Origin of the sequence: Streptococcus pseudopneumoniae, from assembly GCF_001073085.1 — a bacterium.
Classification (GTDB): domain Bacteria; phylum Bacillota; class Bacilli; order Lactobacillales; family Streptococcaceae; genus Streptococcus; species Streptococcus pseudopneumoniae_M.
Genome location: NZ_JVFV01000009.1, coordinates 38,570 through 51,249, shown reverse-complemented (window position 1 = coordinate 51,249; position 12,680 = coordinate 38,570). Strand labels below are relative to the sequence as shown.

Sequence of the window (12,680 nt, the reverse complement as noted above, 5' to 3'; positions counted from 1 at the left end):
CCTTTCTTTTTAGAGTTTAACGACTTCTACTTGGTCTTTACCAAGTAGAATCAAATATTTCTCAACTGTTTCTATCTGATAAGAGCGAGATAGAGCCTCTGCATAGAGATCTAATTGTCCTCGATAGCGTTCAACAAGCTGACTAGCATGCTCATAACGGTCTGTCTTGTAGTCAAAGAGAGCAATCTTATCATTGTAGAGGAGATACCCATCTAAGATTCCACGGACAACAAAGTTTTCTTGGCTTTTCTCGTCTCTTTTTAACATTGAGAAAGGTTGTTCTCGATAGAGTTTATCTTGATTTGCAAGAATCTCTTGACCTAGAGCTGTATCAAAGAAGGACAAAATTTTTCCTAGATTGATTTTGGATTTGACATCCGAACTTACTTGAACTTGCTCTAAAGCCTCTTCTAAAGTCTCTAAAGTGGGGTTCTTTGCTAGATTAATTCTCTGCATGAGTTCATGGGTAGCACTACCAATCTCAGCACCAGTAACTTTCTTAGTTTTAGAGAAATCAGGAAGGTTGAATTGAACAGTGCTTTCTTTTAGTTGACTTTGACCAGCTACTACTACACCTTCCATATCCATGACTGGTTCATAGAACTTTTTAATCTGACTTGGCGTTTGAACACTTGGAAGATTAATTGCTGCTCGGTGGACTTGATTATAGACTTCCACTTCTTTCAGCATTTGTAGAGCCTCCTTGATAGTATCAGATTGGCGATTGTCTGCTTGGGATTGATCTTGAAGCTGGCTTTTAGTTTCCAATTTACCGATAGCTTCTTCTGTCAGTTGCTCTTCACCCTCGAAACGAACAATAAAGTGTAAGTCCTCTTTAGAAAAAGCTTGATAGATGGCCCAAATCCAGTCCTGGAAATTTTGAGCATCTAACCTGGTTTGACGAGTTAGGAGACCTTGCCCATTTGTCGGGTATTCTTTAGACTCCAACTTTTCCCTCGATCCCTTTCCGACTAGATAGAGTTTTTTCTCAGCACGAGTCATGGCTACATACAGTAAACGCATTAACTCAGAATAGCTTGCTAATTGGAGCTCATCTTCATTTTGAGTATAAGTCAAGCTTGGAATAGATAACTTAATCGTAGATGGAACGTATTCCTCTTTGGCATCTGTAGCAACTCTAGCAACATACTTGAGACCAAGGCCATTTCTTCGACTTAGGATGACCTCAGACATGGAATCTTGCTTGTTAAATTGCTGATCAATATTAAGGATAAAGACATAAGGAAACTCAAGGCCCTTACTTTTATGAATACTCATAAGTTCTACAGCATCCTTAGGTGGTGCTACAGCCACATTGGCAAGATCATGCTGGGCTTCCAAGACCTGATCTATCATTCGAATAAAGCGAGATAATCCCTTAAAATTACTCTTTTCAAACTGATCAGCTCGTAAAGCTAAGGCATAGAGGTTAGCCTGTCTAGACTGACCATTTGGCAAAGCACCGACATAGTCATAGTAAAAGCGGTCGCTATAGATTTTCCAAATGAGATCATAAAGTGAGTGCGTTTTAGAATACAAACGCCAAGCCTGGACGGTTTCCATGAAAAAGTCTAACTTTTTGTGTAATTCAGTCTTAATTAAATCCTTTTGGAGGCTAGTTTGTGCTTGAGCATTGACTAGTTTCTCGTAAAAGTTTTCTTGGACCTTATCCTCGGATTTTTGGAGAGCAAGACGAGCTAATTCATCCTCGTCAAAGTTAAACATTGGAGACTTCATTAAAGCCACTAAAGCGAAATCTTGAAGAGGGTTGTGGATGACACGAAGAGTATCCAACAGCACCTGCACTTCTAAAGATTGCAAATAATTGTTTTGAGCACCATCCGTCTTGACAGGAATACCATACTCAGACAAGGCAAGTAGAACCTGGTCATTGCGACTTCTGCTGGCAGTTAAGAGAGCCATGTCCTTGAAAGGTACACCCTTATCATTATGAAGATGAATTATCTCCTTAAGCACCATGCGCATTTCACCAGTTAATTTGTTGGTTGCAAGTTCCTCCTCATCATCAGAATCGCAATCATCCTTATCATATAAGAGAACTTCTGCTCTATTTTCTGGATCTGGTTTTATATCTGTATTCCCAAATACAAGTTGATGCATACCGTCATAAGAAATCTCTCCAACTTCCTCGTCCATAAGATGCTTAAAGACGTCATTAGTAGCATCTAGAACTTCTGAACTACTACGGAAGTTCTCCTTAAGGAGTATTAACTGACCTTCTTTGCTATCTTGAGCAAATCTATGAAATTTTTCGTTGAAAATTTGGGGATCTGCCTGTCTAAATCGATAAATGGACTGCTTAATATCTCCTACCATAAAACGATTATGACCGTTTGAGAGGAGTTCCAGCATTCTTTCCTGGATGTGGTTGGTATCTTGGTACTCATCGACCATGACTTCATGGAAGCGTTCCTGATACTCTTGTCGAACCTGAGAGAAGTTTTCCAAAATCTCAATGGTATAGTGGCTAATATCTGCAAATTCGAAGGCATTTTCTTCGCGCTTCCGTTGTCGATAGGCATCAACAAAATCCCTCATGAAGACTTGGAATGTCTTTGCCAAGTCCCAAGACTCTTGATGATATTCCTCCTGGAATTTCAATAATGTGATTTGGTCATTTAGTGCAATTAGCTTTTCAAACTTGTCTTTTCTCTCTTGGTTGTATGCTTCTTTCAGTTCTTGAAGTTCAGCCTTGCGACTGGCATTTGTAAGAGCACGACCTCCCTTATCCTTAGAGATACTAACAACTCGCTCTAGCACTTTTTGGATATTGTCAAAGGTTGATTTATGGCTTAAAGCACCGATTTCATCAAGAACTTGTTGGACAGATTCTAAATAAGCTGCTTTGCCAAATTCCTTGGCATCATTATCCAAATGGTAACGGAAAAAGCTTTCTAAATCCCAAAGTCTTTCTTTTATATCCTCTGCAAGTTTTTCTTTAGCAACCGTAAAATCAGCCTCTTCGAATCCTTTTAAGAAAGATTCCTGTAGCCAGGCCTGAGGATTGCTGGTGGATTGCAAAAAGTCATAAATCATATAGACCTGTTTACGTAGTCCACGCGCGTCTTTGCTTCTACCTGCAAAGTTCTTGACCAATCGACTAAAATTATCTTTATCCTTGCCTTGGTAGTGATGTTCAAAAACTTGTCGAAAAACCTCATTTTTTAAGAGAAGTTGTTCACTTTCATTCTGAAGAATGCGAAAATTTGGAGCAAGATCTAGTAGATATCCATGCTTGGCCAGGAATTTTTGGGTAAATGAGTCCATGGTTCCAATTGCAGCGTTTGGTAAATCAGCTAATTGTCTGCCGAGGTGTTTTTTTAGTTCCAGATCTTGGGTTTCTTGGATTTGTTGGCTGATTTTCTTTTCCAAGCGTTCTTTTAACTCGGTCGCTGCCTTAACGGTAAAGGTAGAGATAAAGAGTTGGCGAATTTCTACACCACGCGCTAGTTGGTCAAGAATCCGTTCAGCCATGACAAAGGTTTTCCCTGAACCAGCTGAAGCTGAGACCAGAATATTTTGACCAGAGCTATAAATAGCTTGAATTTGTTCAGCTGTTTTCTTAGGTTTCTTGTTAGACTGAGCTTCTGCTACTTGCAAGGCTGCAATCTCTTCTTGGGTTAAAAATTTCATCGCTCCAACTCCTCTCTGATTTTATTAAACCAAGCTTCCTTGGCATTGCTCTTGGCAACCTTATCTAATAATCTAGCCTGGCCTAGATGGTAATTAGCTTCAAAACCTGTAATAGCTTGATATTGTTGAACATAGGGTGCAATGCTTCTACCGTTTTCTGTATAAGGGTTGATCGCAAATTCACCAGATAAAATCTTCTCTGCCGCTTTTTTGTAGAGAAGGGCATTATAGTCCAACAATAACTGGAATTCCTCATCAGACAACTGATAAGTCTTATTTTTATTGTAAAACTCTCCAAGGTTTTTTATCTCTTTTTCAAGAAAGAGGCCTTGGTATTTCATAGTCTTATTGGTTTCTGCTACTGCTTTAGAAAGAGTTTTTGCAGTTTGCAATGACTGAATTGGTTCAGCCATTTCTAGGTACATAGCTCCAAAGAAATCCGTATTCCCTTCTTGCTTGAGGGCAGCTAGATAGGTTGGTAATTGCGAATTAAGACCATTATAAAACATAGGGAACTTGAACTGAGTCAAAGAAGACTTATAATCTACAACACCGATAGCTCCATCTGATTTTAGACGGTCAATTCGGTCAACCTTACCACGAACATAGACATTTCGTCCGTTATCTAATTGAACAAAGGCTTGGTCCTTGCCACCAAAGACGGCCTCTTCCTGAATGGTTTCAATTTCTGAATTATGACGCAGAATGTGTCCAGTAGCGCGTGCTACATCCAAAAGAACTTCCTGGGTTAATTGCGCTTCCAAACTTTCTTGATAAATGGCTTGAAACTCACGTTCTTGACTGGTTTCAGAGATTGCATGCTCTAAACGTCGATCAAAGGATTCATCGCTCGGCATTTTCAATGCCCGCTCAAAGATACGATGCAAGAAATTACCGTGACTTCTTGCATCAGGACGCAGACGCAATTCTTCTTGCAAGCCTAATACATAACGAAGGTAATAACTGTATTCATTACGGTAAAACTCCGTTAGTCCAGAAGTAGATAGATAGAAATCCTGATCTTGAGGATACAAGGCTTCCAGTGTATCATTAGCTAAAGCCTTGCTTTTCGGACTTGTTGGTAGGACGGGATTTTCCAAACCTTTGTCTTCCAACTTTTTACCCATCACACGAGCTAAAACCTTGACAAAGGTTAAGTCTTGGTCGCTTGTCTCCATCTCGCCTTGCTGATGATAGGCAACAAGACTAGACAAAAGGCTGTGATAAGAACCGATATCATCCTTTGATAGGTTTTTTCGATCGATTCTTTTTTCAATCTTGCTAAAACCAAAATCCTGCAATTCTTTCAGATAAACTGACTCTTTACTCTCATTTTCATTGAGTAAACTTGGTGCTGATAAGACTAATTGCTTCCTAGCAGAGTTGACCAACGAAAGCATAGTATAGCGATTCTTCTTAAGATTTTCATGACTAGCAATCAATAATTGAGAGCCTTCTTCAGTACCTTGGTTTAAAACTTCTCTTTCTTCATCACTTAAAAGACTAGTATTTTGGGTGATTTTAGGTAGATGGTCCTGGGTTAAGCCAAGTGCATAGATGTAATCAGAAGTCAAAGGCACAATCAAATCATAACTTTGCACCAGAACAGTATCGACTGTTGCTGGGATCGTACGATAATTAGACAAGCTCATGCCTGAATGTAGAAGAGCTAAGAAATCATCCAAAGTGACCTGAGAACCTTCAAATACAGTTGCAAATTGCTCCATTACGTGGCAAAAGGCCTTCCAGACCTCCTCTTGTCTTTCTTGCTCCGCTACTTCCATCGTTGCAGATAAGGTTTGTAATTGCTTGGTCAAATGAGCATCTTTCAAAAAGTTGTTCCATTTTGAAAGAAGATTCTCAGCTTTTTGCTTACGACTAGATAATAAAGTTTCTAATGGATTTAGAACACGAACACGAAGCTTATTTAATTTTTCTAAATCAAATTTCCCATGATGATTTTTTGTGAATTCTTGTTTAAAACTAGAAAGACCATCAATCCCTAGATAACGAAGATATTGTTCAAAGCTATCAATTTCCTCTTGACTAAGGTCAGTATGCAAACCGGTGCGTAGGAGATTAATCAAATCTTCCTGACGGAAATTGTATCGTTTCAAACGTCCGATAGATTCTACAAATTGCGTTAAAGGATGATGAGCCATGGACTCACTCTTGCCCAAATAAAATGGAATCTGATACTGATTAAATATTGTCTGCAAAGACAGTTTATAAGACTCTACATCTCCTAGCAGGATTCGAAAATTCTTATAACTAAGTTCTGAATCTTGATGCAATTTCTGGCGAATGCTTCGAGCAACTAACTCCAGCTCTTCTTTTTGTGTCAGACAAGACCAGATTTGCAAGTCATTTCTATCTTCGTCATTCACATCTAAATTAATTTCGGAATAATCATAAGCACTTTCGAGTAATCTTGAGGCTTTAGCAAAGGCATCAAGTTTCTCATGTTCTTGACATGCATCTTCTGCCTTAGTCTGATATTTAAAGGCTAAATGATGCAAAAACTCAACACTGGCTTGATAGAGGTTCCCTTCAGTAAAAGGACTTGTATAAGCTTTTTTAGTCGCATAAACCCCAATGATAATCTCAACACCCTTACGATAAAGTAGATCCACTAGGTGTTCTTCTTCTGCAGAAAATCGGGTAAAACCATCAATGACTAGGGCAATCTTACTAAAATCACTACTTACTTTATTTTCTTCGATAGCATTGATCAGATATGATAATGGGCTTCCTTGTGAAACTTGACCTTGATTCAGATAAGCTGTTACCTTTTCAAAAATTAAGAGTAAATCAGAACGTTTATCAGCGTCAGCTAGACTTTCCAAGTCCAAGAAACTCATCTTAGCGGTTGTCATTTCGTGATAAATTTCAATCAATTGCTGGATGAATTGCGGATCTTGCTTAATAGCCCCGTAAACACGCAAATCCTTAGCGTCTATCTCAGACAAACATTTAGAGAAAGCCATACCCAGACCAATATCATCGAGACTTGACTTCGCGGGTATATCGTTTAAAACCAGATAACGAGCCATTTGAGCAAAGCGCGTGACTGTGATCGCAAAAGAAGCCTGCTGACTCAAGCACTCCAGCACGGCACGTTCCTTTTCAAAAGAAAGAGAGTTAGGAGCTATGTAAAAGACTCGTTTGCCTTGGGCAACCAGTCCTTGAGCCTCCTTGGTCAGGATTTCTGTCAAAGAAGTCCGAATGTCGGTATAAAGTAGTTTCATCTCTGCCTCATTTGATTTTTTCATTACCTTTCATTATACCATTTTTTTACTGCTAATCCTATAAATAGAGAGTTCTTAAACTACTGATAAAAAGTAAAATACCGGAAATCTCCGGCATTGATTGATAAGCACTAACTTCATGAAAACAAGAGTACCCATAAATCCCAAGATGCTGTAACGTTAATCATGAGATGGAGCAAAATGGGATAATAGAGAGAATGAGTTTTTCGGTAGAGGAATGCACAAATTGCTCCTCCACTTGCATAGGTGAAAAAGGCGAGTGGTGTTAAACCTGAACTGACATGCACATAACCAAAGACACAGGCTGATAGCAAAACATCTCCATACCATGGTGAATCTTTCAGAAATGTATTCATCAGAACTCCTCGATATACCAATTCTTCTGTAATTGGTCCTAGCATGCAAACAATAAGTAAAAGATAAGGTAACTCTTGTCTCCCTGTCATCTCAATCAATTCATTTAAAGCCATTTGATTGGACGTTGCTGGGGTTAAAAAGGAAAACACAATTCCTGAAAGATGACTGACTCCATAAGCAAAAAGCAAATAAACTGGATATCTCCATTTCCACTTCAACTCAAGAATTTTCCTACCTTCGAATACTAGTAAATAAAGAATAGCTATAAAAGTAACGATGAGCTCTAAAAAAGCAAGAATCAAGAAATACTCTCGACTAGCAACTACAAATCTAGCTGTAAAGTTATTAAAAATCCACCAAAACCAAGTCTTCCTATAAATAATTACTAACAAGGCTAGTAAAATCTGCACAACTCTTTTTTTCATGTTAAATCCTTTGATTTTTTATCCATTATCAGTATAATATTAAATATATTACTAATTTAGTATATCATATTTTTGTTCTCTATCTACTAAAAACCTAAATAGAAATGGCATTTCACTCAGCTTTAGACTTATTTGCCTCAAAATATGCTATAATATAGGCAAAACACGTGAAGAGGAAATACTATGATTAAACTACTTGCTCTTGATATGGACGGTACTCTACTCAACGAAGCCAAGGAAATTCCTCAGGCTCATATTGATGCTATTCATAAAGCTATCGAAAAAGGTGTCAAACTGGTTCTCTGTACTGGTCGACCTCTCTTTGGAGTTCTTCCTTACTACAAGAAACTCGGTCTTGATTTGCAAAATGAATTCGTTATTGTCAATAATGGTTGTTCTACCCACCAAACCAGTGATTGGAGCCTTGTTGACTGGCGGGAACTTAGCAAATCTGACATCGAATACCTCAATGATCTTGCTGAAAAGAGTGAGGTTCAATTGACTCTTTTTGATGAGGAACACTACTTCGTTCTCGGAGGGAAACCAAATCCTATCGTTCAATATGATGCGACACTTGTCTTTGCTGACCTGACTGAAATCTCACTGGAAGAAGCTACTAGTGGTAAATATCGTATGTTCCAAGGAATGTTTTTAGGAACAAAAGAACAAACAGATGACTTTGAACAACGATTTGCCGATGAACTTTGTCAGAGATTTAGCGGTGTTCGTTCTCAACCAGTGATCTACGAAGCCATGCCACTCGGTACAACCAAGGCATCTGCTCTTTCTCGTTTGGCTGAGATTTTAGATATCCAACCTTCTGAAATCATGGCTATGGGTGATGCCAATAACGACATTGAGATGCTAGAGTTTGCTGGGCTTGGGATTGCCATGGGAAATGCTAGCGACTATGTCAAATCTCTTGCTGATGCCGTAACTGCCAGCAATGAAGAAGACGGTGTTGCACGCGCTATTGAGAAATATATTTTGTAGAAAATAAGCCCAGTCAACTAGTATTTCTAGCCAACTGGGCTTTTATTTTTTTTAGAAACTTAAAAACTTTAGAAACTCTTTAGAAATGCTTGACGATTCTTTGATATCTATGCTTTATACTAGAGTTATAAAAATAAAACATCTTAAATGTTAAAGGAGAAAACTATGAAAACAGTCCTCGAAATCCATGGCTTGTCCAAACAATTTGGCAAACAACCCATTCTACAAGATCTTAATCTCTCAGTAAAAGAAGGAGATATCTATGGACTTATCGGAAAGAATGGGGCTGGTAAAACAACTTTGATTAAAATCATTACCCAATTATTATCTGCTGACCATGGAACTATTTCCCTATTTTCCAGTCAAGGGTATAAGGAGTGCACGAAAGCCCTATCTCGAGTAGGTTCAGTCATTGAATCCCCAGTAGCTCACAATCATTTAACAGCCTATCAAAATCTAAGATACTATTGTACTATTCGACATATCCCAAATGCCGATCAAGTCATTCAGGAAACATTAAAGTATGTGGGGTTAACAGATACAGGAAGAAAAGTTTTTCGAGATTTCTCTCTTGGAATGAAACAACGCCTAGGCATTGCGATTGCCCTCCTATCAAAACCAGACTTTCTCATCCTTGATGAACCTATCAATGGACTTGACCCAATCGGTATCAAAGAGTTTCGTCAAATGATTCAACGTCTGAATCAAGAACTAGGAATAACAATCCTCATCTCTAGTCATATCTTGTCAGAACTCTATCTGGTTGCCAATCGCTTTGGAATTCTGGACCAAGGGAAGATCATTCGAGAAATCAGTAAGGCCGAATTTGAGACACTCAATGAAGACTATATTGTTCTGAAAACAAGTGAAAAAGAAAAAGCTAGTCAAATCTTAAAAGACAAAGTGCGTCTTGAATTTAAAGTTGTTAATTCAGATAATGAGATTCATATTTTTAGCCATGAACAAGATGTCAAACGAATTCTCAAAGAACTTACTCTAGCAGATGTCGCTGTTGATGAGATTTACTATGCTCGTCAAAATCTTGAAGAATACTTCACACAATTAGTAAAATAGGAGGAAGAACATGATTCATACAATTCAAGCAGACTTTTACCGTCTTTTCCGTTCCAAAGGTTTTTGGATTACAGAGATTGTTCTCTTTGCACTCATGTTAATGGGAGCTACTATTGGGGCTACAGGACATCTAATGTCAGTTGATACAACGCCCCCAGAATCAGAAATTCCAACCCAAGGTTGGAATGGTGTGCAAGCCCTGATTAACGCATCTAGTCAAGGTTCAAACCTCGTTTTTCTCTGTATTATCCTTGCTTGCCTCGTTCTGGGAGTTGATCTTATCGGAAAACTCTATAAAAACAGTTTGACAGTGGGAGTTTCTCGTACAGAATTCTTCCTAGCTAAGTCTGTTGTATTAGCCAGTATCGCTCTAATGCAAATTCTTATTAGCCTAGTTATTGCTTTCGTACCAGCAACTATCCTAAACGGGGTAGGAACGATGCCAGAAGGATTTATTGGCAATCTCCTTCTAACGATCGGCCTTCAATTCCTCTGCCTTCTTGCTTGGCTTTCCATTATTTCTTTCATTCTCTATGTGACTCATTCCTATTTGGCTGTTTTCATTGGCTATTTAATCAGTTCTATCTTGCTTTCAACGCCGATGCTTATCTTTCCAGATATCGAAATTTTACGCTATTTATCCTTAAATGTTGCCTATGCCATGACTGCCTATAGTCAGGCTGTTCTATACACCATTATCGTTACAGTGACTGTTATTCTATTCTTTACCGTTAGTGGACTTGCTGTTTTCAAGAAGAAAAGCTTATAAAAATGACCTCCTCTGTTCAAAAAGAGGAGGTTTCTTGTTTTAAAAAAGGATCTTAACTGTAAACCAAGCACCATCTGTACTTAGTTGTAGTTCTGCTCCAAGGAGATGAGATAGTTCTTCAGTAATATAAAGACCTAAACCAGAGGATTCTTCTGTATCTGAGAGATTTTCAGAGTAAAATCGCTGACTGAGATTTTCAATTTTGCGAATGGGTTGTTTGACCAGATTTGAAATTTCCAAACAAATGTGATTGTCCACTTCCTTCAAAGAAAATCTCGCTTCATCCTTACCATGTTTTAAAACATTGCCAATGAGATTTTGCAACATACGGTCTAATAAATCCGAATCTGTCAGTAAATACAAACCTGGTTCTACTTGCAAATCAAGGTCAATCTTTGCCGTCTGAAAAGAATCATAATAGGTCAGCAATTTTTGCGTCATAAATGTCGAGACTTCTAACTCAGATAAGTCAGGTTTAACTGCTCCTTCCATTAACCGACGATAGTCCAAAAGAGCCTCTAGACGTTTTGAAACTTGATTGAGATGATGGGAAATTTTTTTCAAACTCTCAGACTCAGGATTTTCTGTTTTAAGCAATTGCTGAGTGTAACCCGACGCAATCGTTAAAGGAGTTCGAATATCGTGGGCAATATTGCTAATAGCCATGTCTAAAGTCTGTTTTTCACGCTTCATAATCAAGCGTGACTGCTCAACTTCTTGAAAGAGATGATTGATTTGCTGGTAAAGATGTAAAAAATCCTTGGAGAAAGTTGACACTCCGATTCTCTTCATACTTCCAGTCAGAATCTTATCTTCAATCTGTTGGCTCAAGTTAACGAGTGCTAGATGATAGCGAATCAACCATATCGTCAATAGGATAATGACCAGCACTAGTAAAGATAGTAAAATGTAGATCATTGCTCATCTCCTTTTAACCGAACACCAACTCCCCAGATAGTCTCAATATACTCTTGCTCTGGATCCAGTTGGCCTAATTTTTTACGGAGATTACTTAAATGAGTGTTGAGAGTATTATCGCCTGGTAAATAAGTATCCTCCCAGACCAGCTCATAGAGTTCTTCTTTCGTGAAAATTTTCTTAGGATATCCCAGTAAGGTTTGGAGAATCAAACATTCTTTCTTAGCTAGGCGAATAGTTTCCTGGCTATTTTTGATTTCAAAACTATCTGCATCAAATTGAATATTTTTTAACTGTTGAATCAACTTGTTAGGATGTTCGATTTCAGCTGATTGCTTATCACTATTTTGACGTAATTGAACCGTAACCCTAGCAAAAACTTCATCCAAATCAAAAGGCTTTACGATATAATCATTGGCACCATCTAAGAGATATTGGCTGATGAGCTTCTTATCACTTAGGGCAGTTAGCATGATGACAGGAACTGAGCTATCTTTTCTAACGGCTTTTAAAACTTGATCGCCATTTTTGCCTGGAAGCATAATATCTAACAAGATTAGATCAATGCCACCTTGCTCAAATCGAATCATCCCTTCGGTACCAGAAAAAGCTTGAATCACCTCATGTTCCTCAGAAAGAAGAGTTTTCAAAATTTCTTGAATCTCATTATTATCTTCAACGATAAGTATTCTAGCCATAAACACCAACCTTTCTAATAGTATTATATCATGTTTTTTTAGGAATTTCGGATAAAGAAAAACTCTCCTTCATGCTTAAATACGAAGAAGAGTTCATTAGCTATATTAAATTAAAGCTGTCAATGCGGTAATAAGTCCAAAAATGATACCTGGTGCATTAGCTGCTGCCAAAGGAATATCACGTTCTTTTTTAAAGAGACCGTAGTAAACCCAAAGACTGCAGTTAAGTGCAGCTACTGCTGGTTGGATAAAGTTTCCTTTTTGACCCGCAAGGTTATTCATAATTTGTGGAATATAAGAGACATACATCATTACAGACATAAAGGTTGCAATCCAACCCAAAATTTTCATTTGTTTTTCAGACATTTTCTTCTCCTTTCAAAAACAGTCTCAATTATACACTATTTTTAAAATCGTGTGAGCAAAAAAACTTTTTGTTATGAAAATGTAAATTATCACAAGAGTGTGATAAGAGTATTCGTAAAAATGGCGGTGGGACAGAAATCAATAGACAAAGTCTCGA

General features: G+C 38.0%; 9 protein-coding genes. 3 read left to right on the top strand and 6 right to left on the bottom strand.

The annotated features are described in order from the left end of the window. Window positions 1-9: 9 nt before the first annotated feature. The 3 genes from addA to ADH90_RS01430 form a co-directional block, all read right to left on the bottom strand. Entirely contained in the window at window positions 10-3,654 is a 3,645-nt protein-coding gene (addA, locus tag ADH90_RS01440; protein ID WP_049529658.1) for a helicase-exonuclease AddAB subunit AddA, read from the bottom strand. Further along, window positions 3,651-6,902, bottom strand: coding sequence for an ATP-dependent nuclease subunit B (gene rexB / locus ADH90_RS01435; protein ID WP_049529707.1), 3,252 nt, complete (start codon window positions 6,900-6,902; stop codon window positions 3,651-3,653). The genes addA and rexB overlap by 4 nt, the downstream gene beginning before the upstream one ends. Window positions 6,903-7,039: 137 nt before the next feature. Further along, the gene (locus tag ADH90_RS01430) at window positions 7,040-7,705 is read right to left on the bottom strand and encodes a CPBP family intramembrane glutamic endopeptidase (RefSeq protein ID WP_049529657.1); all 666 of its coding nucleotides are present in this window, start codon (window positions 7,703-7,705) and stop codon (window positions 7,040-7,042) included. A 183-nt stretch (window positions 7,706-7,888) separates the two neighbouring features. On the opposite strand from ADH90_RS01430, the gene ADH90_RS01425 reads away from it, so the two are divergent. From ADH90_RS01425 to ADH90_RS01415, 3 genes are all read left to right on the top strand, one after another. Beyond that, window positions 7,889-8,698 (top strand): Cof-type HAD-IIB family hydrolase, encoded by an 810-nt coding sequence (locus tag ADH90_RS01425; protein WP_049529656.1) that lies wholly within the window; start codon window positions 7,889-7,891, stop codon window positions 8,696-8,698. 165 nt (window positions 8,699-8,863) lie between these two features. After that, complete coding sequence (locus ADH90_RS01420) at window positions 8,864-9,772, top strand: ATP-binding cassette domain-containing protein (RefSeq protein WP_049529655.1); 909 nt, start codon at window positions 8,864-8,866, stop codon at window positions 9,770-9,772. A gap of 10 nt (window positions 9,773-9,782) precedes the next feature. Beyond that, entirely contained in the window at window positions 9,783-10,541 is a 759-nt protein-coding gene (locus tag ADH90_RS01415; RefSeq protein ID WP_049529654.1) for an ABC transporter permease, read from the top strand. Window positions 10,542-10,580: 39 nt separating this feature from the next. Here ADH90_RS01415 and ADH90_RS01410 read toward each other — a convergent pair whose 3' ends face one another. The 3 genes from ADH90_RS01410 to ADH90_RS01400 all read right to left on the bottom strand — a co-directional run bounded on the left by ADH90_RS01410 (window position 10,581) and on the right by ADH90_RS01400 (window position 12,523). Further along, window positions 10,581-11,459 (bottom strand): sensor histidine kinase, encoded by an 879-nt coding sequence (locus ADH90_RS01410; RefSeq protein ID WP_049529653.1) that lies wholly within the window; start codon window positions 11,457-11,459, stop codon window positions 10,581-10,583. Continuing rightward, the gene (locus tag ADH90_RS01405) at window positions 11,456-12,157 is read right to left on the bottom strand and encodes a response regulator transcription factor (RefSeq protein WP_049529652.1); all 702 of its coding nucleotides are present in this window, start codon (window positions 12,155-12,157) and stop codon (window positions 11,456-11,458) included. Before ADH90_RS01405 ends, ADH90_RS01410 begins: the two co-directional genes overlap by 4 nt. 105 nt (window positions 12,158-12,262) lie before the next feature. Next, window positions 12,263-12,523, bottom strand: coding sequence for a SemiSWEET family transporter (locus tag ADH90_RS01400; RefSeq protein ID WP_049529651.1), 261 nt, complete (start codon window positions 12,521-12,523; stop codon window positions 12,263-12,265). Window positions 12,524-12,680 lie beyond the last annotated feature (157 nt).

Coding starts and splice junctions, on each gene's coding strand:
- addA (WP_049529658.1), bottom strand. CDS start 3,654: ATGAAATTTTTAACCCAAGAAGAGATTGCAGCCTTGCAAGTAGCAGAA.
- rexB (WP_049529707.1), bottom strand. CDS start 6,902: ATGAAACTACTTTATACCGACATTCGGACTTCTTTGACAGAAATCCTG.
- ADH90_RS01430 (WP_049529657.1), bottom strand. CDS start 7,705: ATGAAAAAAAGAGTTGTGCAGATTTTACTAGCCTTGTTAGTAATTATT.
- ADH90_RS01425 (WP_049529656.1), top strand. CDS start 7,889: ATGATTAAACTACTTGCTCTTGATATGGACGGTACTCTACTCAACGAA.
- ADH90_RS01420 (WP_049529655.1), top strand. CDS start 8,864: ATGAAAACAGTCCTCGAAATCCATGGCTTGTCCAAACAATTTGGCAAA.
- ADH90_RS01415 (WP_049529654.1), top strand. CDS start 9,783: ATGATTCATACAATTCAAGCAGACTTTTACCGTCTTTTCCGTTCCAAA.
- ADH90_RS01410 (WP_049529653.1), bottom strand. CDS start 11,459: ATGATCTACATTTTACTATCTTTACTAGTGCTGGTCATTATCCTATTG.
- ADH90_RS01405 (WP_049529652.1), bottom strand. CDS start 12,157: ATGGCTAGAATACTTATCGTTGAAGATAATAATGAGATTCAAGAAATT.
- ADH90_RS01400 (WP_049529651.1), bottom strand. CDS start 12,523: ATGTCTGAAAAACAAATGAAAATTTTGGGTTGGATTGCAACCTTTATG.